Here is a 19924-nt window from a genome sequence, read left to right on the forward strand (position 1 = left end):
TTTTCCGGGGCACCCCGAAACCGCCCAGGCCCCGAATGATAATGAAAGCTTCCGGGCCGTCGGTCCGGGGTGGGCGATACTGGGTTCGAACCAGTGACCTCTTCGGTGTGAACGAAGCGCTCTCCCACTGAGCTAATCGCCCGGGCGCAGGCCAAACATTACCCCATGTCAGCGGCGCCCCCCGACCATCCCCGAGTCACTCGTCGATCTTCCACGGCATCACGATTCCGAACTTCCACACATAGATCCCGCCCAGCACCGCGATGATCACGAGTCCGATCACCGTGAGGGCGATGTTGCGCCGCCGCACCTTGGGATCGAGCGCACGCTGGGCGGCCTCGGTGACCTTCCGGCGCGTCCAGCGCAGCACCAGCTGGGCCCAGACGAACTCGGTCGCCCAGATCGCCATGCCCCCGAAGATCACCAGCCAGCCGGGGCCCGGCAGCGGCAGCATGACGATGCCCGCCGCCACCACGGCCAGGCCGACCACGAAGACGCCGACCTGCCAGCTCAGGTGCAGCGCCCTGGACGCCTTGATGAACCCGGGCGCCCTGGAGCCGAGCTCCCGGTCCTCCTTCGTCACACCTTCCGTGACGTCCCCCGTCACGCTCTCGCGCACTTCCCCCGCCGCGGGCGCCGGATCCGCCGGTGCGGCAGCCCCGTCCCGCTCGTCACTCTCCGCATTCATGGGGGTCAACCTACCGGACCGCTCCTCGTCACCGGAATGGCCGCATGACTCAAAGTTACACACCGCTGTACGAGCTAGCCGAAGGATCACAAAACGGTCAGAGGGGTTTACAACGCCACCGTAGGTGGCATGTCGATTTCGCCGACGTGCGAATCCCCGAGCGCACACTGAGCGAAAGGCCCTGGCGCTTATGAACACCACGGTCAGCTGCGAGCTGCACCTGCGCCTCGTTGTGTCGAGCGAGTCCTCACTGCCTGTACCCGCGGGCCTGCGGTATGACACGGCCGATCCGTATGCCGTGCACGCCACCTTCCACACCGGAGCGGAGGAGACGGTCGAGTGGGTTTTCGCCCGTGACCTCCTTGCCGAGGGGCTGCACAGGCCCACCGGCACCGGAGACGTCCGCGTCTGGCCATCCCGAAGTCACGGCCAGGGCGTCGTCTGCATCGCACTGAGCTCCCCAGAGGGCGAAGCCCTGCTGGAGGCCCCCGCACGGGCCCTGGAGTCGTTCCTGAAGAGGACCGACGCCGCGGTTCCGCCGGGGACCGAGCATCGTCACTTCGATCTCGATACGGAGCTCTCACACATCCTGGCCGAGAGCTGAGCCAGGCCGAGAGCCGCACGGCACCGTCCGACTCGGGGAGACGGCGCCGCGCGGACAACCTCATACGGCTGACACCGGCGCCGTTCCCACGGAATCCACCGTGGGAACGGCGCCGGTCCGCGTTCTCCCGCACCCTCGCGCGCCCGGCTGGGCCCTGGTGCCCGCCAGGCGCCCTCGGAGCCCTCCCCGCCGCTGCCGTAGCCGGCAGGCATGCCCCAAGGGCCCCAAAGGCCCCTCGCGCCCCGGGGCGGCCGCGGTGAGCCAGTAGAGTCAGCCGGCATCGGCGGGCGTCCCGCCGCCGGAGGCCAGGGAGCGGAAGCGTGCTGATCCCCCACGACACCCGGATCGCCCTCGAAACGGTGGTCGATCTGGTGAACACCGCGCCGGAGAGCGAGGAGCCCGATACCGGCGCCGGCTCACCCGTCGACGGGCTCGCCGACACCGAGGCGCTGTACGCGTTCGCCGGGCGCCACCGGGTGAGCGGGGTGAACGAGCTGGACGAGAAGGACCTGCGAGCCGTCCACGACGTGCGGGCCCGGTTCGCGGACGTGTTCGCCGCGCCCGACGCGCGGACCGCCGCCTCGCTCGTCAACGCTCTCGTCGCCGCCGCGGGCACCACGCCGCAGCTCAGCAACCACGACGGCTACGACTGGCACGTGCACTATTTCGCGCCGGACGCCTCGCTCGCCGACCACCTGGCAGCCGACTGCGGCATGGCCCTCGCGTTCATCATCGTGGCCGGCGAGACGGAGCGGCTGCGGCGCTGCGAGGCGCCGGACTGCCGGCACGCCTTCGTCGACCTCTCGCGCAACCGTTCCCGCCGCTACTGCTCCAGCCGCACCTGCGGTAACCGCTTGCACGTGGCCGCGTACCGGGCGCGCCGCAGGGAAGCGGCCGGCTGACGGCTCACAGCACGAAGAGATCGTGCAACGCGGCCATCAGCAGCAGGCCGCCGATCACCGTGAGGAAGATCATCAGAGGGGGCTGGGAAAGCGCGAAGAGGCAGCCACGCGGCTCTTCGGCTGGGGGTGCGGGGGCATCGCCCCGGGAGGTGTCCACCATCTCGGGACGATCATGACGCAGTCCGGCCCCGGTTGGCGATCAACACACCTTTTCATGGCGGGAGTTCACTCCTCACAGGGCGGCCGGAATCGCTCCGGCGTCCGATCCGCTGTCAGGCTTTCGGAACTCCGCTCCGCCACCGGGCTCCCGGAACTCCGCTCCGCCCGTGCGGCTTTCGGAAACCGCTCCCCCGCACCCCCGGCCCCTCGTCGGTCAGCCCAGGTCGCGCAGCATACGCAGCTGTGCGACGCGGTGGGCCCAGGTGCCGCCCTCGTGTCCGTTCCAGGGGTAGACCTCGATCTCCTTGGGGCCGGCCCAGTTGTTGTACGCGGCGAAGACCGTGGACGGCGGGCAGATGGGGTCCATCAGGGCCACCGAGTACAGCGCCGGCACGTCCGCCCGGGCGGCGAAGCTGATGCCGTCGAAGTACGACAGGGTCCGGAACACCTGGTCGGCCCGGCCGTGCTGGGTGGCCAGGAAGCGCACGATCTCCTGGTACGGGTCCTTGTCGGTGATCTCCACGGCCCGGCGGTAGTGCGTCAGGAACGGTACGTCCACGAGCGCGGCCTTGATGTGGGGGCTGAGCCCGGCGACCGCCTGGGCGATGCCGCCGCCCTGGCTGCCGCCGTGCACGACGATCCGGTCCGGGTCCACGGACGGGTGGGCGCGGGCCACCTCGACGGCGCGCACCGCGTCGGTGAACACCCGGCGGTAGTAGTAGTCGTCGGGGTCGAGGATGCCGCGGGTCATGAAGCCCGGCGACTGCGGTCCGGAGCCGCCGTGCGGGTCGGCGGTGGAGCCCGCCGAGTGGTTGTTGACGGCACCCTGGCCGCGCGTGTCCACGACCAGCGTCGCCCAGCCGGCCGCGGGCCAGACCAGGTGATCGTGCGGCATGCCCCGCCCGCCGCCGTAGCCGAGGTAGTGGACAACGACCGGCAGCGGGCCCTCGGCTCCGGCGGGCACGTTCAGCCAGGCGCGTATGCGGTCGCCGCCCCAGCCGGCGAACGAGACGTCGTGCACGTCGACGTTGGTCAACGCGGCGTCGTAGGGGATGAATTCGGCGTCCAAGGGGTGCTCGGCGGCCTCGTCGAGGGTGCGGCGCCAGAAGGCGTCGAAGTCGTCGGGCTCATCGGACTCGGGCCGGTAGCTGCGGAGTTGGTCCAGGGGCAGGTCGAACAGGGACACGGCGTCTCCATTTCGGGCATGCGGAAAGGAACGGCGGACGGTGGCAGAAGGGGATGGACGGAGCGGGGACAGGCCTCAGCGGGGCGTGGAACTCGAGGCGCGCACGACGAGTTCCGGCTGGAGCACCACGCTGCGGTGCTCGTGGGTGCCGCCCTCGTCGTCCGCCTCCTCCAGCAGCAGCTCGGCGGCCATCCGGCCCATCACGACCGCGGGCTGGCGGACCGAAGTGAGCGGTACGGCAGCCGCGGCGGCGAACTCGATGTCGTCGTACCCGACGATCGCGATGTCCTGCGGCACCCGCACCCCTGCCGCGTACAGGGACTGGAGCACGCCCAGGGCGAGCAGGTCGTTCGCACAGAACACGGCGGTGGGGCGCGGGACGAGCCCGAGCAGCCTGGCCCCGGCGTCACGGCCCGCCGCCACGTCGAGGCGGTCGGAGGGAATCTCGACGAGCGCCTCGGGCGGCAGTCCGGCGTCCGCGAGGGCGGACAGCGCACCTTCACGGCGGTCCCTGATCTGGTGCAGGTCGCCGGGACCGCTGACGTACGCCACCGAGCGGTGCCCGGCCGAGATCAGGTGGCCGACGGCCAGGGCGCCGCCCCGCACGTCGTCGACGGAGACGGCGCAGCTGCCCGTGCCGGACGCGACCCGGTCCACCAGGACGTAGGGGATCTTGTGGCGGCTGAAGGACTCGAGGTTGCGGCCGGTCGCGTCGGCCGGGGTGACGAGTACGCCGCAGACGCGCTGTTCGGCGAAGAGGCCGAGGTATTCGGCCTCCTCCGCAGGGCTCTGGCCGCTGTTGCAGACCATGACACCGAGGCCCGCCTGGCGGGCGGCGCGTTCGGCGCCGCGGGCGACGTCGACGAAGAAGGGGTTGCCCATGTCCAGGACGAGGAGCGCCATGATCCGGCTGCGGCCGGCCCTGAGCTGGCGGGCCGACTCGCTGCGGACGTATCCGAGCTCCTCGATCGCGGCCAGTACCCGGGCCCGGGTCTCGGGCAGCACGGCCTCGGGGCGGTTGATCACATTGGAGACCGTGCCCACGGAGACCCCGGCCTGCCGGGCCACATCCTTGATCCCTGCCACACGCGCCACTAGTCCTGCCCCACTGCCGTCGGCCGCGCTCGTCAAGCGGCGTCACCCCATCGTACGGACGGCGTGAATGAATTGTTTCAATGCGGGTGGGACGCTAACCCGCTCACCGAACGTCGTCAAGGATCATGCCTGAATCGATTCACATGGGTGAGTCCCCGCAGCCTCACCCGCGGGCCGGACAGCGGGCCTCACAGGCGCGCCGACGAGCTCGGACGCCGGCCGTGGCCGCAACTGCTCAGATACCGTGCTTCTTCAGGATGGCCTCGATGTCGCTGAAGTCGTCCCCCGGCCCTGCGCCGCCGGACTGCTTCTTCTGCTTCTGCCGCGGCTCGGCGGCCGGTGCGCCCGCCCCCAGTGAGGGGGCCGCGGCCGCGGGTGCCACCGCGTCGGTCTGCGCGGCCCGGGCGGCCGCCTTGCGCTCCTTGCGGGTGCCCCCGCCGCGGCGTTCGATCGCGCGGGTGGTCATGAACAGCAGCCAGGCCACCCCCAGCACCCCGAAGCCGAGCCAGACGCTCGGCTTGAACGCGATGTCCGACACCCATTCCACGACGCCGGTCAGCACCAGGCCGATCGGGACCAGGGAGTAGGCGGCGATCCGGGTCGCCGTGAGAAACCGCTTCCGGTACGCGGTGACGGCGGCGATGCCCAGGCCCGCCGCGGACACCGCGGAGCAAATGGTCTCGGCAAGCATCGGTGCCTCCATGCGCAGGGGAAACGTCCCTTCCATCCTGCACCGGCGACCGGGCGGGCGGCCATGCCCCGAGCCCACATCAGGGACATTTCAGGGCCGGGGTCCTCCCCAGGTGCCGTACGGGGCACGACCGGCATCGGGCTGCCTCCGCCCGCCCGATGCCGGTCGTGGCGCCTTCGCGCGCCCTGGGAGACTGGCCCCATGAGCGATTCCATCCCCGCAGCCCCGGTCGTCCTCGATGTCTGGTGCGACCTCCAGTGCCCCGACTGCCACCGTGCCCTCACCGATGTGCACGCCCTCCGCGCCCGGTACGGCGACCGGGCCGACATCCGGCTCCGGCACTTCCCGCTGGAGAAGAACAAGCACGCCTACGCCGCCGCGCAGGCCGCCGAGGAGGCCGTGGCGCAGGGCAAGGACTGGCCCTACATCGAGGCGGTGCTCTCCCGCACCGCCGAACTCGCACGCACCGGTGAACCGCTGCTGGTCGAGGTGGCCAGGGACCTGGGTCTGGACGCCGAGGAGTTCGACACCGCCCTGATCGACGGCAGGCACATGCTGATCGTGGACGCCGACCAGGCCGAGGGCAAGGCGATCGGGGTCACCGGTACGCCCACGTACGTGATCGGCGGCGAGCGGCTGGACGGCGGCAAGAGCCAGGAAGGGCTGCGCGAGCGTATCGAGGCGATCGCCGACCTGCTGCTGGCCGAACAGGGCTGAGCGCGGGAAACGGGCCAGGGACCGGGCTGCCGACGCCGACGGGGCTGCCGCCACACTCCTGGCGCAGCCGGGCCGCGAGGCCGGCGCGCCCTTGCGGCAGCCCGCCTGCAGGGAAGGCCGGCCCCTCGGAGCAGCCGGGGCTCCTACGCGTCCCGCGCATCATCGGAGCAACCCGCCTGCCGAGCCCTCGGCGCCAGCCCCCGCCTGCGGGGCCCGGCGGCTCCGGGCATCGGCCTCTCATCGGGTCAGAGCGGCTTGGCCAGGTTGTACCGGGTCGGCTCGTAGCCGAGCGACTCGTACAACCGGAGTGCGGGCGTGTTGGCCGTGACCACGTGGAGGCCCAGCCGCGTCTCCCCGGCACCGATCGCGAGGCGTTCGGCCTGGAGCATCAGCGCCCTGCCGTACCCCCGTCCCCGGAAGCGTTCGTCGACCTCGACGTCGAACACGTAGCCGATCACCTGCCCTGGGTGCATCTCGAACCGCGCCACCCAGAGGAAGCCGGCCTTCTCGCCCTCATGGACGAGGTGATGCAACTGCGCGCCCTCGGTGGCGAGGCCCTGCGGCAGATGTGCGGCGTGCGAGGCACGGGCCGCCCGCAGCGCCGCCTCCTGCGGGGTGCCGCGCGTCATCAGGCTCTCGGCGTACCCGGCGATCGCGCCGTCCTCCCAGTCTGCGAACTCCTCCGGCGTCATCGGCCGTGCGGTCAGCCCGTCGGGCAGGGCCGGGGGGACGGCGTGCAGTTGCTTGATCATGTTCCGGCTGCGCTCGGTGTAGCCGAGTGCTGTGGTCAGCCGCTGCCCCGCGGTGTCTTCGGCGGCGACAGCCGTCCGCACCTGTGTGCAGCCCCAGCCGCGCAGCACCTCCTCGGCCGCCAGCGCGGCGATGGTCCCGCGGCCGCGCCGCCGGACCGACTCCTCGATGCGCAAGGACCGCAGCACCCCCGTCGCGCCGTCGGAATCTGGCTCCGTGGCGATGTCGACGGCGCCGACGGGGCGACCGTTGTCGCACACGTCGTACGTGCGGCTCCGCGCGCCGTCGGCGCCTGACTGGATCGGCCCGGACGGCCGGAGTGTCGTGGTCATCAGAGGATTTCTATCCCCCGTCCGGGCACGCGTCATCCCGTTTTGCGACGAGGAAGCGGGCGGCCGCGGGCCCGGTCACGGGTCCAGGTCGTGGCCGGCCCGCTCGTCGAAGAGGCGCATCGCCTTGGCGGTCACCGGTCCAGGGCCGCCGGCCAGCTCGCGGCCGTCGACCCGGTGGACGGCCTGGATGTCGCGGAGGGTGGAGGTCAGGAAGATCTCCTCGGCCCGTTCCAGGACGTCGAACGGCAGGTCGGTCTCCTGTGCCCCCGTCCACTCCACCGCAAGTGCGCGGGTGATCCCGGCCAGGCAGCCGGAGGCGACCGGCGGCGTGTGCAACTGTCCGTCGAGGACGACGAAGACGTTGGAGCCGGTGCCTTCGCAGAGCCTGCCGACGGTGTTGGCGAACAGTGCCTCGGAGGCGCCCTGCTCGTGAGCGCGGGCGAGGGCGACGACGTTCTCCGCGTACGAGGTGGTCTTGAGCCCGGTGAGCGCGCCGCGTTCGTTGCGCGTCCAGGGAACGGTGATGACCGCTGTGGTGTCCGGGCGGCGCTTCACCTCGCCGAGGGCGACGACCAGCCCGGGTCCCGCGGTGCCACGGTCGGAGCCGAGCGGCGAGATCCCTCCGGTGTAGGTGATGCGGAGCTTTCCGAGCGCTGCCGGATTGGCCTCGATGACGGCGGCGCAGGCACGGCGCACCTCGTCGAGGTCGGGCGCGGGCAGGCCGAGGCCCAGGGCGGAGCGGGTCAGCCGGTCGAGATGGCGGGTGATGGCGAAGGGCCTGCCGTCGGCGGTCCTCACCGTCTCGAAGATGCCGTCGCCGACGGTCAGCCCGTGGTCGAGCACGGACACCCGGGCGTCGTCGGCGGCCCGCAGCCCCCCATTGACCCAGATCTTCATGGTGCGGTCCTTCCGGTTGCTTCGTACGCGCCCGACGCTACCGCGAGCAGCCTGGACGCCTTCAGTTCGGTCTCGTCCCATTCGCGTTCCGGATCCGATCCCCAGGTGATGCCGGCGCCGGTACCGAACCGCAGGACCGGGGCGTCGCCCGTGCGGTCCGTCCAGAAGGTGCGGATGCCCACGGCGAGGGAGGCCGTGACCCGGTCGGCGTCCACCCAGCCGATGCCCCCGCAGTAGGGGCCGCGCGCGGCGGTCTCCAGTTCCTCGATGATCCTCAGCGCGCTGGACTTGGGCGCCCCGGTCACGGAACCCGGCGGAAAGGCCGCGGCGAGCAGTTCCGGCCAGCCGGCGCCGTCGGCCAGCCGGCCACGCACGGTGGAGACGAGGTGGACGAGGCCCGGGTGCTTCTCGACGGCGCAGAGGTCCGGAACGGTGACCGACCCCGTGGCACACACCCGGCCCAGATCGTTGCGGACCAGGTCGACGATCATCACGTTCTCGGCGTGGTCCTTCTCCAGCAGATCGGCCTCGGTGCGGCCGGTGCCCTTGATCGGCCCGGACTCGACCGTGCGGCCGTCCCTGCGCAGGAACAGCTCCGGCGAGGCCGTCGCGATCTCCACTCCGTGACCGGGCAGCCGAATCGTTCCTGCGTACGGGGCGGGGTTACCGCGCGCCAGCAGTGCGGTGAGGGCGTCCACGTCCGCCGCGGCAGGATCGGGCAGCCGCGCGGTCAGCACGCGGCAGAGGTTGGCCTGGTAGACCTCGCCCGTCGCGATGTACGCGCGAATGCGCCGTACTCCCGCCGTGTACGCGGCACGGTCGAGGGACGAGGTCCAGTCACCGGCGACGGGGCCGCGCCAGGCGCCGCGCACGGGTGCGGGCACGGCCGCGGTGCGCACGGTGGCGAAGCGGGCGCAGACGAGCCGGCCCTCGAAATCAGCTGATACCGCCCAGAAGCCGGACGAGTCGAGGGCTGCGGGATCACTGGTCACATCCTGCAGATCGGAGGCGACGAGGCCGCCGAAGCGGGCCATTGGGGCAAGGTCGTGCACGTCGGTGAGTCTAGGACGGCGCGCGGCCACCTGCGCCGGGGCGAGCGCACCTCAGCACGCTGCACAAACGCGTTTTTGTACTGGCCCCGGAATCCGCTAGAGTTCAACACGTCACCGGGACACGCAAGTGAACCGGAACCGACAAGCGGACGTAGCTCAGTTGGTAGAGCGCAACCTTGCCAAGGTTGAGGTCGCCAGTTCGAACCTGGTCGTCCGCTCGCAGAAGGTGGGGGATCTTCCCGAACCCCCACCCCTGGTGGAGTGGCCGAGAGGCGAGGCAACGGCCTGCAAAGCCGTCTACACGGGTTCAAATCCCGTCTCCACCTCCAAGGACGATTAGCTCAGCGGGAGAGCACTTCCCTGACACGGAAGGGGTCACTGGTTCAATCCCAGTATCGTCCACCGGTCCGCAAGGACCCCCGCGCGATTAGCTCAGCGGGAGAGCGCTTCCCTGACACGGAAGAGGTCACTGGTTCAATCCCAGTATCGCGCACGCAGTACACGCAGGTTCACCCTGCGCGATTAGCTCAGCGGGAGAGCGCTTCCCTGACACGGAAGAGGTCACTGGTTCAATCCCAGTATCGCGCACAGCCCGAAGCCCCGGTCGTCTCCACGACCGGGGCTTCGTCGTTTCCGCGCGTGCCGGCGCCGCGGTCCGGACGGGTTCCGTCCGGACCGGGGCGCCGTGCGTACCGGGTCAGGACGAGAACAGCATCCGGCCGAAGCTCTTCTGCCGGTAGTGGCCCTGGTGGTGTCCACCGTGCTGCTGCGGGGCGCCCCAGGCGGGTGCCGGTGCTGCCGGGTAGGCCTGCGGGGCAGGCGGCGCCGGCGGAGCCTGCTGCGTCCACTGCGCCTCGACGCGGGTCAGGGACTCCAGCTCGCCGTAGTCCAGGAATATCCCCCGGCAGCCGCTGCACTGCTCGATCTGAATGCCGTTGCGGTTGTACGTCTGCATCTGTGCGTGGCACTTGGGACACTGCATCTTCGGGCTCACTCCTCGCCGTCGGTCAGCCGTCGCCGGAATGTGTGCCCGGCGGCGCTCGGTTCACCCTACGACGAGTGCTCGGCGGTCAACTCGGGCGGGAGAGCGGCAATTCGGGCACAGGCGTCGATCATCACCTGTTCCACCGCATCCGGAACCCTGTGCTCCGCCGCGGACTTGGCGAGCGCCAGCGCTGCCGTCTGTACGGTCAGGGCGCGGGCGGCGACATCCAGCTCGGGCCACGGATCACCGTCGGCACGTACCGCGGGGCCGCCCGCGGCCCGGTAGGCGTCCAGGAAGCGGAACCACACCCCGGGGGGCAGCAGCCCCGCCGCGTACCAGGCGGCGGGCCGCGCGAGGTCCCAGGCGGGTTCGCCCCGTCCCGCGTCGTCGACGTCGATCAGCAGCCACGGCCCGTGCGGCGCGGGGTGCCGGACGAGCTGGCCCAGGTGCAGGTCTCCGTGGCAGAGAAAGTGCGCACGGTGCGCGGGGGCGGGGGCCTCGTCCCGCGCCCAGGGCGGCAGTCCGCGCCAGGCCTCGAGCACGGCGGCAGTCGCCTGCTCGCCGGGCCGTGCCGCACGCATCCGGGCCACGGCGAGCGCGGCCTTCGCCGGGCCGCGCATGGCGGGCGGCTCAGGCCATGCGGACCCCGTGCGGCCGCCCGCGCGGTGGAGGCGGGCCAGCAGGCCGGCCGCCGCCTCCCACGGCGCAGCGTCCGGGTCGCCGGGGTCCACGGGCTCCCCGTACGGCCACAGGGTCACCGGACGGCCGTGCAGCTCGATGAGGTGGGGCGAGGCGACGTCGCCGCCGACGGGCCGCACGGGGAGCGGTGCGAGCAGGACGCCGGCCAGGCCGGGGCCGGCGGCCAGACCGAGGCGCGCGGACAGCGCGGCGGCATCCGTACCGGCGGCATGGGCCTTGGCGACGACGGGGCCGCAGCGTACGACAGTGCCGTCCGCCCGGTCCGCGAGGACGACCGGCGGCGGGCAGCCGCAGCGGGGCCCGGAACGGGCATGGGCCGTTTCGTGGGCGAGGGCGCCCAGCGCGCGTACGACTGCGGTGGTCACGAACTCCCCCGGTGCCACGGGATCGGCTGGCGCGGCCGGCGCCGTGCCCGCCGGAGAGCGTACGCGGATCGTGCCGGCCGGCCGGTGTCCGGGGCAGCGCACGGCCCCGGACAGCGCGATGTCCGGTCAGCTCCCCAGCTGACCGGACAAACGCTGCCGTCCGCCGCACCCCCGTCCCCACGGGGTTGTTGGCCGGATGTCCCGGTCCGGACCGCTCTTCCGGACCCGGGGCGCCGCTCAGCGCCCCAGCATCACGCCCACGGACGACGCCTGTGTGACCACTGCGTCCCAGCCGCCGAAGACGACTACGAGCAGGGCCGCCAGAGGAAGAACCATGGCCGTCGCCACCAGGGGGTGGCGCTTGCCGGAGGACGGGCGGCTGCCGAACGAGGCATAGGCCCTGCGTCCCTGCGTGCGGATCATCGTCCGCGCTGCCGTGTCCGCCATGGTTCCTCTCCTGACCTGTATGTGGGGCGGCGGGCGTTTGACCTCGGGGGACGAGTGCGACGCCCGCCGCTTGACTTCAACATTAGGGATCCGGGAGGCGGGCGGCGTCATGCCCGCGTACCGAATGCCGGGCCTCCCGGAGGATGAGCCGTGGGTAGTCGGCGTACTCCCCTGGGTGGAGACGGGCCTACCCGGCGTTGGGGTCATCCCGGAGGGGACGCTCGGAGGCATCCTCCCTGGGTACCGGTTGTTCGACCAGGGCGAGCACCCTGGTCGCCATGAAGCGGGCGGTGCGCACCACGGAGCCGTTCCTCGTGACTTCACTCACTTCGACCACCCCGCGGCGGACCGCGGTCTCCACCCTGCGCCCTGCTCTGGAGGCCACCATTTCGTAGGTTCGGGTCGTGTCTCCGGCGTCCACGACTATCTCGACTCGATCGCCCTTCATTGATCCAATCCCCCTTCTGCGACTGACCTTTGAGATCTCGCACGGGTCGGGGAGCGTGGATCCGCGGCTCCCTGACCACTCCTCAAGTTTCCCACCCGGCACTGACAATCGATTCTTCGGCGAGGGCGCGGCCTCTGAGCGCCCCGGGCGGCGGGTACGTAAGCTGTGCCTCGTCAGGCGGACCAGGCAGCGGGGATGGGCAGACATGGCGATGATGCGGCTCCGGCGCGAGGACCCGCGTGTCGTCGGCTCGTTCAGGCTGCACCGGCGGCTCGGGGCGGGCGGCATGGGCGTCGTCTACCTGGGCTCGGACCGGCGGGGCCAGCGGGTCGCGCTGAAGGTGATCCGCCCCGACCTGGCGGAGGATCAGGAGTTCCGCTCGCGGTTCGCGCGCGAGGTGTCCGCCGCCCGGCGGATCCGCGGCGGCTGCACGGCGAGGCTGGTCGCCGCCGACCTGGAGGCGGACCGTCCGTGGTTCGCGACGCAGTACGTCCCGGGGCCCTCGCTGCACGACAAGGTGGCCGAGGAAGGGCCGCTGTCGGCCGCCGAGGTGGCATCGATCGGGGCGGCGCTCTCCGAGGGCCTGGTCGCGGTGCACGAGGCCGGTGTCGTCCACCGGGACCTGAAGCCGTCGAACATCCTCCTGTCCCCCAAGGGCCCGCGGATCATCGACTTCGGTATCGCCTGGGCAACCGGCGCATCCACGCTCACGCACGTCGGTACGGCGGTCGGATCACCGGGCTTCCTCGCGCCCGAGCAGGTGCGGGGCGCGGCGGTGACGCCCGCGACGGACGTCTTCTCCCTGGGGGCGACGCTGGCGTACGCGGCCATGGCCGACTCACCCTTCGGTCACGGCAGTTCCGAAGTGATGCTCTACCGCGTGGTGCACGAGGAGCCTCAGCTGTACGACGTGCACGACGCGCTCGCCCCCCTGGTGAGCGCGTGCCTGGCGAAGGACCCGGAGGAACGGCCCAGCACGCTGCAACTCTCCATGCGGCTGAAGGAGATCGCGGCACGCGAGGCGCAGGGACTGCACGAGAGCCGCCCGCCCGCCCAGCGTTCGGCGCAGGAGGCCGACCGCCCGACCGGACGTCTGGACGGCCCGTACACCGAGCAGCAGACCCGTCGCGCGCCCGGCCCCGCCCCGGTCTCGCGGCCGCAGAGCCGGCAGGCGGCATCACCGCGGCCCGCGTCGCCCCGGACCGGAGGTTCGCGCCCCGCGCAGCAGCAGCCGCGCAGCACGACACGTTCGGGCAAGAGGGCGCAGGGGACGGTCGGGACAAACGGCAGGCCGGGGACCCGGCCCGGCGCCCGCTCGACCTCGACCGGCCGGCGTCCCGCCAATCCGCGGCTGCTGCGGCAGCGGCTGGTGGTCTTCGTCGTGGTGACGCTGCTGGTGGCGCTGGGCATCGCGGCGGCTCAGGGCTGCCAGGGGCCGGCCCGCGGGCTCGGCGCCGGCCAGAGCCAGGGGCAGGGCGAGCAGTAGGCGCTCAGGACTCCGCCCGGAGCTCCTTGTCAGGCTCGTGCCGAGCTCGCGGGAGCGGCCCGAGCCGGACGGCAGGCCCCCGGGCCTGCCGTCACACACCCGCCGATGCCCGAAGGGCGGCCGCGCGGCGTCCGGTGCGTGCGATCGCAAGGCGCCGGAATGGTCGCGTAGCGGAGCTGCCAGGGACCGGTGCATTGCGGGAACGCCGCGAGTGTGTGCCGGACGCCGCTCAGCAGCCGGGAGTTCGACGAGGCCCTAGCTCTCCGGGCGGCCGGTCGCGACCGCGTAGAAGGCGACCGCGGCGGCCGCGCCGACGTTCAGCGAGTCGACGCCGTGGGCCATCGGGATGCGCACCCATTCGTCGGCGGCGACGAGGGCCTGCGTGGACAGCCCGTCGCCCTCGGCTCCGAGCATCAGGGCCACCTGGTCCATCCGGTGCGGCGCCGCCTCCTCGATGCTGCTGGCCTTCTCGTCGGGCGTCAGCGCGAGCAGCTTGAAGCCCGCTTCCCGTACGGTCTCCAAGGCCTTGGGCCAGGTGTCGAGGCGGGCGTACGGCACCGAGAAGACCGCGCCCATCGAGACCTTGACGGAGCGCCGGTAGAGCGGGTCCGCACAGTCCGGGGAGAGCAGCACGGCGTCCATGCCGAGCGCGGCGGCGCTGCGGAAGATCGCGCCGATGTTCGTGTGGTCGTTGACGGCCTCCATGACGACCACGCGGCGGGTCGTGCGGAGCAGTTCGTCGGCCGTCGGCAGGGGCTTGCGCTGCATGGAGGCGAGCGCGCCGCGGTGCACGTGATAGCCGGTGACGCGTTCGGCGAGGTCGGGGCTGACCGCGTACACCGGCGCCGGGACCTCGTCGATGACGTCGCGCATCAGGTCGACCCACTTCGCCGAGAGCAGCATGGAGCGCATCTCGTACCCGGCGTGCCTGGCGCGTCTGATCACCTTCTCCCCCTCGGCGATGAAGAGGCCCTCCGCGGGCTCCCGCCTGCGCCGGAGCTCGACATCGGTCAGACCGGTGTAGTCGCTCAGGCGGGGGTCGTCGGGGTCGTCGACGGTGATGAGATCAGCCACAGGTTGATACTGCCTTGTCCGGTGTGTGGTGCCAACGGTCTGGAGGAAGATCCGTTACCGATGGTTACTCTGCGGTGCGCGCGACGGCCGTAGGGCCGACCGCGACGACATCGCCGATGACGATGACGGCGGGCGGACGGACGTCCTCCGCGACGACTCGCTCGGCGACCGTCGCGAGCGTCGCGTCGACGCGGCGCTGGGCTGCCGTGGTCCCTTCCTGGACCAGTGCGACCGGAGTCGCGGGCGACTTGCCGTGGGCCATGAGCGTACGGGCGATGGCGCCGATCTTGTCGACGGCCATCAGGAGCACGAGGGTGCCGCGCTGCCGGGCGAGTGCCTCCCAGTCGACCAGCGAACGCTCGTCGTCGGGGGCGACGTGACCGCTGACGACGGTGAACGCGTGGGCGACACCGCGGTGGGTGACGGGGATGCCGGCCGCTCCGGGCACCGAGATCGAGCTGGAGATGCCGGGCACCACGGTGCACGGGATGCCTTCGGCGGCGAGCGCCTGGGCCTCCTCCATGCCGCGCCCGAAGACGAACGGGTCGCCGCCCTTGAGCCGGACGACGGCCTTGCCGGCCTTGGCGTGCTCGATCAGCGCGTTGTTGATCGCCTCCTGCGCCATGTAGCGGCCGTAGGGGATCTTGGCGGCGTCGATCACCTCGACGTGCGGCGGGAGTTCGTCGAGCAGGTCGCGCGGGCCGAGCCGGTCCGCGATGACGACGTCCGCCTCGGCGAGCAGGCGGCGGCCGCGGACGGTGATCAGGTCGGGGTCGCCGGGGCCTCCGCCGACCAGCCAGACGCCGGGGGTCCGGGTCCGGTGGTGGGGTGCGGCGAGGGTGCCGTCGCGCAGGCCCTCGACGATGGCGTCGCGGACGGCGGCGGAGTGGCGCGGGTCGCGGCCGTGTGCGCCGGCGGTGAGGACGGCGACCGTCACGCCCTCGCTGCGGCCGGTGGCGGGGGTCCAGGCGGTGGCGGCGTCCGCGTCGTCACTGCGGACGCACCAGGTACGGGTGCGCTCGGCCTCGGCCGAGGCTGCGTCGTTGGCCGCCGGGTCGTCGGACGCGACGAGGGCGTACCAGGTGTCGACCAGGTCCCCCTCGGTGTACGGGCGGCGCTCCCAACGGATCTCTCCGGCGTCGGCCATGGCCTCGACGGAAGGGGTGGCGGCAGGCGACACGAGGACGATGTCGGCTCCGGCGGCGATGAGGGCGGGGAGCCGGCGCTGCGCGACCTGGCCGCCGCCGACGACGACTACGCGGCGCCCGCTCAGGCGCAGTCCGACAGGGTAGGCGGGGTGATCGGCGTGCTCGGCCATGGCGGTGCGGGCTCCTCGTGCGATGCGGGGGCTGCGGCCGCTGCGGCGGTGGAGCGGCTGTGACGTGCGGGGTTCACGATACGGGGTGGGGTGCGGGGGTGAGCGGGGCTCCGCCCCTGGCTCCGCGCCTCGAACGCCGGCGAGGCTGGAATCCGGGCGACGTCCGGCCCTTCCGGCGGTCGAGGGTCGGGGGCCCGGAGGCAGCGCCCCCGGACCCCCTGCCGGACTACTTCTCCGTGACGCCCGCCGAGTCGAACGTCGCGACCTCGTGCATCGCACGCGCCGCGCTCTGCACGATCGGCAGTGCCAGCAGTGCGCCCGTACCCTCGCCGAGGCGGAGGTCGAGGTCGACGAGCGGGCGCAGGCCCAGCTTGTTGAGCGCGGCGACATGGCCGGGCTCGGCGCTGCGGTGGCCGGCGATGCAGGCTGCCAGGGCCTCCGGCGCGATGGCGCGTGCGACCAGTGCCGCGGCGCCCGCGCTCACGCCGTCGAGGATGACAGGCGTCCGGAGCGACGCCCCGCCGAGCAGGAACCCGGCCATCGCGGCGTGCTCCAGGCCTCCCACGGCCGCCAGGACGCCGATCGGGTCGGCCGGGTCCGGCTGGTGCAGGTCCAGGGCGCGGCGCACGACGTCGACCTTGCGGGCGTGCATCTCGTCGTTGATGCCGGTACCGCGGCCGGTGACCTCGGCCGGGTCCATCCCCGTGTACACACAGATCAGGGCCGCCGACGCCGTGGTGTTGGCGATGCCCATCTCGCCGGTCAGCAGGCCCTTGTTGCCGGCCGCGACCAGGTCGCGGGCGGTCTCGATGCCGACCTCGATCGCGGAGAGGACCTCCTCGCGGGTGAGCGCGGGTCCGGTCGTGAAGTCCGCCGTCCCTGCGCGCACCTTGCGGGGCAGCAGGCCGGGCTGCGCGGGCAGCTCCGTGGCCACGCCGACGTCGACGACGCACACCTCGGCACCGACCTGGGCCGCGAACGCGTTGCAGACGGCGCCGCCGCCGAGGAAGTTGGCGACCATCTGGCCGGTGACCTCCTGCGGCCAGGCCGTGACGCCCTGGGCGTGCACTCCGTGGTCGCCCGCGAAGATCGCGACGGCCGCGGGCTCCGGGATCGGCGGCGGGCACATCCGGGAGAGCCCCGAGAGCTGCGCCGAGATGATCTCCAGCATGCCGAGCGCGCCGGCCGGCTTGGTCATCCGCTTCTGGCGCTCCCACGCCTCACCGAGCGCCTTGGCGTCCAGCGGCCGGATGCTGGAGATGGTCTCCTGGAGCAGGTCGTGCGGCTCCTCGCCGGGCAGGGCGCGGCGGCCGTACGTCTCCTCGTGGACGACCCAGGACAGCGGACGGCGCTTGGACCAGCCCGCCTGCATCAGCTCGGGCTCCTCCGGGAACTCGTCGACGTAACCGACACAGAGGTACGCGACGACCTCGAGGTGCTCGGGCAGGCCCAGGGCGCGGACCATCTCGCGCTCGTCGAAGAAGCTGACCCAGCCGACGCCGAGGCCTTCGGCCCGGGCGGCGAGCCACAGGTTCTCGACGGCGAGGGCCGAGGAGTACGGGGCCATCTGCGGCTGGGTGTGCCGGCCGAGGGTGTGGCGGCCGCCGCGGGTGGGGTCGGCCGTGACGACGATGTTGACAGGGGTGTCGACGATCGCCTCGATCTTCAGTTCCTTGAACTGCTTCGCCCGCCCCTTGGGGAGCGACTTCGCGTACGCCTCACGCTGACGCTGCGCCAGTTCGTGCATGGAGCGGCGGGTCTCCGCGGAACGGATGACGACGAAGTCCCAGGGCTGGGAGTGCCCCACGCTCGGCGCGGTGTGGGCGGCCTCCAGGACCCGCAGGAGCACCTCGTGCGGGATGGGGTCGCTGCGGAAGCCGTTGCGGATGTCGCGGCGCTCGCGCATGACGCGCAGTACGGCCTCGCGCTCGGCGTCGTCGTAACCGGGGGCCGGCGGCGAGACCGCGGGCACCTCTTCGGCCTCGGGGGCCGGGGCGCCGTCGGGCTGCTGGGCTCGGGGCTCGTCGGCCGATGCGGGAGCAGAGGCCTCCGCGAGCCCGGTGGTCCGGGCCACCGGCTCGGACTCCGTCTCGGCTGCCTCGGGCCGGACGGGCTCCGGCCCACTGCCCGTCAGGTCCGGGGTCTCGATGACCTCGGGGCCCGGCTCCGGCTCGGCGACGGGCTCGATGACCGCCACCCCTTCCGCCGCCTCGGCCGGTCCGGGCTCCGCCGCGATTGCCACGGGCGCTGCCGCTGCCTCTGCCGCCGCAGCCGACTCGGCCGGCTGCTCGGCCACGGGCGTCGGGGCCAGGTGGGGTGGGGTGGGAAGCGAGCCCACCACGGGTACGAACCGGCCCAGGGACGATCCGTCGGGCACCGGTTCCACCGGCGGCTGCACAGCCGCCGGTGCCTCGAAGACGCTCTCTTGCGCCTGCTCGTCCGCGGCGGGCACGGTCTGCGCCGACACCGCTTCGACGAACGTGGCCTCGACCGGCGCGGCTTCGGGGGCCTGCTCCTCGGCACCTGCGGCGGCCACCGGGGCCACGGCCTCGGCGGGCCCGGCCTCGGCCGCTACGGCTGTTTCGGCAGGCGCGGCCGCGACCGGCACTGCTGTTTCGGCAGGCGCGGCCTCGACCGGCGCCACGTCTTCGGGTGCGGTCTCCGCCGGCGCCTCGGCCCGCGGGGCCTGAGCGGCCTCCTCGGGGACCCCGGCAGAGACGGTTGCCGCCGCGGGTCCGGGCACCGGCTCCCCGCCCTCGACGGCCACGGGCTCGCTCAGCGCCGGTTCGACGGCAGCCGGTTCGACGGCAGCCGGTTCGACGATCGACGGCTCGACGGTGTGGGCGACAGGCGCCGGCACCTCTGCCTGCGCTTCGGCCACAGGCTCCTCGACGACCGGCTCCGGAGCCACAGCCTCCGGCACAGCCGCCTCCGGGACGACCGTTTCTGCTGCCGGCGCCTGAGGGGCCGACGGCTCCTGGGCGGCGACGGTAGCGGGAACCACGGTCTCGACCGGCGGGGCGGCCTGCTGGGGCGCCTGGGCCGCCCACTGGCCCGTGCCCTGCGGCGGGATCTCGCCGAGCTGCGGGCCCGGGAGCGCCGCCACCTCGTCGGCCGGCAGCCCGAAGTACTCGGGTTCGGCGGTGGCCGGACCGGCGTGCCGTGCGGGCGTCTGCACGGCTGCCCGCATCGGGGGCTGGGCCTGCGGCTGCGGGGTGCCCGCGGGGCCCCGGTCGGCCAGCGAACGGACCACACCCCCGCCGGACGTACCTCCGTAGGAGGGGCCGGAATCGGGGGATGCCGGGCCGCGGTGCAGCGGGCGGCGCACGGGTGCCTGGGCCTGGGCCACGGGTACCTGGGTCTGCGCCGGTGCGGGGACGGGCGACGGGATGCGCACGCCGGCGAGGTCGACATGGCCGGAGTCCCGGCCGCCGGACTCGTGCGTCCCCGGGCCGGTCTCCTGGAGCGGTGCGGCGGCCTGCTGCATGGCGTACGCCGGGACCTGGGCCTGCTCCTGGAACTGGACCGGGCCCTGCGCCCCGCCGTCGCCCTGCGGCACGGTGTGCGGCTGCGGGGCGACGGGCTGGTAGCCGCCACCCTGCTCGGGCAGCGGCGCCTGGCCCGCCTGGGGTTCGCTCCAGGCACCCTGGGGGCTCGGCATCAGGAGAAGGTCGTCGTCCTCGGTCGTGTGCTCGGAGGGGTCGAGGAAGGTGTAGGCGCCCGGGGCGGGGGCGCCCGGCTGCTCCACCATGCCTGCGTTCTCCGGCAGTCCCTCGCCCGGGATCTGGCCGGTGTCACTCATGCGTACCCCTCGCCCATCGTCAGTGCTCCTTCGGCCCTTCGCCCGGGACGCCCCGACACGGCACGCCGGTGCTCGTCCCATGGAACGAGCGGGCGCGCCGCGCGGCACGAGTCGGTCGCGGACATACTGCATTCTCGCGGCCGTTCGCCGCCGCGGCAGGTCATTTCGCCACGGCTCGCTGTGGACTGCGCCACGTTGCGCGTCCCCCGGTTCTGCCGTACCACAAC

19 protein-coding genes and 6 tRNA genes are annotated in these 19924 nt (G+C 72.8%); 9 read left to right on the forward strand and 16 right to left on the reverse strand.

From position 1 onward, the window contains the following. Window positions 1-70: 70 nt before the first annotated feature. Window positions 71-142 (reverse strand) — tRNA-Val (locus ABZ434_RS29885). Between the two features lie 54 nt (window positions 143-196). Continuing rightward, complete coding sequence (locus ABZ434_RS29890) at window positions 197-688, reverse strand: TIGR02611 family protein (protein WP_359143092.1); 492 nt, start codon at window positions 686-688, stop codon at window positions 197-199. Window positions 689-878: 190 nt separating this feature from the next. Here ABZ434_RS29890 and ABZ434_RS29895 point away from each other — a divergent pair, with 190 nt between their 5' ends. Beyond that, entirely contained in the window at window positions 879-1292 is a 414-nt protein-coding gene (locus ABZ434_RS29895) for an SsgA family sporulation/cell division regulator (protein WP_003959770.1), read from the forward strand. A gap of 320 nt (window positions 1293-1612) precedes the next feature. Beyond that, entirely contained in the window at window positions 1613-2194 is a 582-nt protein-coding gene (locus tag ABZ434_RS29900) for a CGNR zinc finger domain-containing protein (RefSeq protein WP_359143094.1), read from the forward strand. 4 nt (window positions 2195-2198) lie between these two features. On the opposite strand, the gene ABZ434_RS29905 is transcribed toward ABZ434_RS29900, so the two are convergent. The 4 genes from ABZ434_RS29905 to ABZ434_RS29920 all read right to left on the reverse strand — a co-directional run bounded on the left by ABZ434_RS29905 (window position 2199) and on the right by ABZ434_RS29920 (window position 5325). Next, window positions 2199-2354, reverse strand: coding sequence for a hypothetical protein (locus ABZ434_RS29905; RefSeq protein WP_164494018.1), 156 nt, complete (start codon window positions 2352-2354; stop codon window positions 2199-2201). A gap of 213 nt (window positions 2355-2567) precedes the next feature. After that, on the reverse strand, window positions 2568-3539 hold the full coding sequence (locus ABZ434_RS29910; protein ID WP_359143097.1) for an acetylxylan esterase: 972 nt from the start codon (window positions 3537-3539) through the stop codon (window positions 2568-2570). Window positions 3540-3614: 75 nt separating this feature from the next. Further along, complete coding sequence (locus tag ABZ434_RS29915) at window positions 3615-4634, reverse strand: LacI family DNA-binding transcriptional regulator (RefSeq protein ID WP_359143099.1); 1020 nt, start codon at window positions 4632-4634, stop codon at window positions 3615-3617. Window positions 4635-4869: 235 nt separating this feature from the next. Further along, window positions 4870-5325 carry a hypothetical protein gene (locus ABZ434_RS29920; RefSeq protein WP_359143101.1) on the reverse strand — a complete coding sequence of 152 codons (456 nt, stop codon included), beginning with the start codon at window positions 5323-5325 and terminating at the stop codon, window positions 4870-4872. A 201-nt stretch (window positions 5326-5526) separates the two neighbouring features. Between ABZ434_RS29920 and ABZ434_RS29925 the strand changes: the two genes are divergently transcribed. Further along, window positions 5527-6042 (forward strand): DsbA family protein, encoded by a 516-nt coding sequence (locus tag ABZ434_RS29925; RefSeq protein ID WP_359143103.1) that lies wholly within the window; start codon window positions 5527-5529, stop codon window positions 6040-6042. 245 nt (window positions 6043-6287) lie between these two features. Here the strand turns inward: ABZ434_RS29925 and ABZ434_RS29930 are convergent, their stop codons facing one another. The 3 genes from ABZ434_RS29930 to ABZ434_RS29940 all read right to left on the reverse strand — a co-directional run bounded on the left by ABZ434_RS29930 (window position 6288) and on the right by ABZ434_RS29940 (window position 9055). Next, window positions 6288-7124, reverse strand: a complete 837-nt coding sequence (locus tag ABZ434_RS29930; RefSeq protein WP_359143105.1) for a GNAT family N-acetyltransferase — start codon at window positions 7122-7124, stop codon at window positions 6288-6290. 75 nt (window positions 7125-7199) lie between these two features. Beyond that, on the reverse strand, window positions 7200-8021 hold the full coding sequence (locus ABZ434_RS29935; protein WP_359143107.1) for an aminodeoxychorismate lyase: 822 nt from the start codon (window positions 8019-8021) through the stop codon (window positions 7200-7202). Beyond that, complete coding sequence (locus tag ABZ434_RS29940) at window positions 8018-9055, reverse strand: chorismate-binding protein (protein ID WP_359143207.1); 1038 nt, start codon at window positions 9053-9055, stop codon at window positions 8018-8020. The genes ABZ434_RS29935 and ABZ434_RS29940 overlap by 4 nt, the downstream gene beginning before the upstream one ends. 163 nt (window positions 9056-9218) lie before the next feature. On the opposite strand from ABZ434_RS29940, the gene ABZ434_RS29945 reads away from it, so the two are divergent. The 5 genes from ABZ434_RS29945 (at window position 9219) to ABZ434_RS29965 (ending at window position 9661) form a co-directional block, all read left to right on the forward strand. Then, a tRNA-Gly gene (locus ABZ434_RS29945) sits at window positions 9219-9291 on the forward strand. Between the two features lie 37 nt (window positions 9292-9328). Beyond that, window positions 9329-9402, forward strand: a tRNA-Cys gene (locus ABZ434_RS29950). 1 nt (window position 9403) lies between these two features. Continuing rightward, a tRNA-Val gene (locus tag ABZ434_RS29955) sits at window positions 9404-9475 on the forward strand. A 19-nt stretch (window positions 9476-9494) separates the two neighbouring features. Beyond that, a tRNA-Val gene (locus ABZ434_RS29960) sits at window positions 9495-9566 on the forward strand. 23 nt (window positions 9567-9589) lie between these two features. Further along, window positions 9590-9661 (forward strand) — tRNA-Val (locus tag ABZ434_RS29965). A gap of 109 nt (window positions 9662-9770) precedes the next feature. Here ABZ434_RS29965 and ABZ434_RS29970 read toward each other — a convergent pair. The 4 genes from ABZ434_RS29970 to ABZ434_RS29985 all read right to left on the reverse strand — a co-directional run bounded on the left by ABZ434_RS29970 (window position 9771) and on the right by ABZ434_RS29985 (window position 12017). Continuing rightward, window positions 9771-10055: a zf-TFIIB domain-containing protein gene (locus tag ABZ434_RS29970; protein WP_359143109.1), complete on the reverse strand. Its 285-nt coding sequence runs from the start codon at window positions 10053-10055 to the stop codon at window positions 9771-9773. 68 nt (window positions 10056-10123) lie between these two features. Continuing rightward, window positions 10124-11122 (reverse strand): aminoglycoside phosphotransferase family protein, encoded by a 999-nt coding sequence (locus tag ABZ434_RS29975; protein ID WP_359143111.1) that lies wholly within the window; start codon window positions 11120-11122, stop codon window positions 10124-10126. A gap of 237 nt (window positions 11123-11359) precedes the next feature. Continuing rightward, window positions 11360-11569, reverse strand: coding sequence for a hypothetical protein (locus ABZ434_RS29980; protein ID WP_359143113.1), 210 nt, complete (start codon window positions 11567-11569; stop codon window positions 11360-11362). 187 nt (window positions 11570-11756) lie between these two features. Next, the gene (locus ABZ434_RS29985; protein WP_356317275.1) at window positions 11757-12017 is read right to left on the reverse strand and encodes a hypothetical protein; all 261 of its coding nucleotides are present in this window, start codon (window positions 12015-12017) and stop codon (window positions 11757-11759) included. Between the two features lie 205 nt (window positions 12018-12222). Here ABZ434_RS29985 and ABZ434_RS29990 point away from each other — a divergent pair, with 205 nt between their 5' ends. Then, the gene (locus ABZ434_RS29990) at window positions 12223-13503 is read left to right on the forward strand and encodes a protein kinase (RefSeq protein WP_359143115.1); all 1281 of its coding nucleotides are present in this window, start codon (window positions 12223-12225) and stop codon (window positions 13501-13503) included. Between the two features lie 255 nt (window positions 13504-13758). Here ABZ434_RS29990 and ABZ434_RS29995 read toward each other — a convergent pair whose 3' ends face one another. The 3 genes from ABZ434_RS29995 to cobT all read right to left on the reverse strand — a co-directional run bounded on the left by ABZ434_RS29995 (window position 13759) and on the right by cobT (window position 19697). After that, window positions 13759-14577 carry an RNA methyltransferase gene (locus ABZ434_RS29995; protein WP_359143117.1) on the reverse strand — a complete coding sequence of 273 codons (819 nt, stop codon included), beginning with the start codon at window positions 14575-14577 and terminating at the stop codon, window positions 13759-13761. A 64-nt stretch (window positions 14578-14641) separates the two neighbouring features. After that, a complete protein-coding gene (cobA, locus tag ABZ434_RS30000) occupies window positions 14642-15895 on the reverse strand; it encodes a uroporphyrinogen-III C-methyltransferase (protein ID WP_359143119.1) in 1254 nt (417 codons plus the stop codon). 226 nt (window positions 15896-16121) lie between these two features. Next, entirely contained in the window at window positions 16122-19697 is a 3576-nt protein-coding gene (gene cobT, locus ABZ434_RS30005) for a nicotinate-nucleotide--dimethylbenzimidazole phosphoribosyltransferase (protein WP_359143121.1), read from the reverse strand. Window positions 19698-19924 lie beyond the last annotated feature (227 nt).

The organism is Streptomyces sp. NPDC005761, assembly GCF_040630635.1.
In the GTDB taxonomy this organism is placed as follows: Bacteria; Actinomycetota; Actinomycetes; order Streptomycetales; family Streptomycetaceae; genus Streptomyces.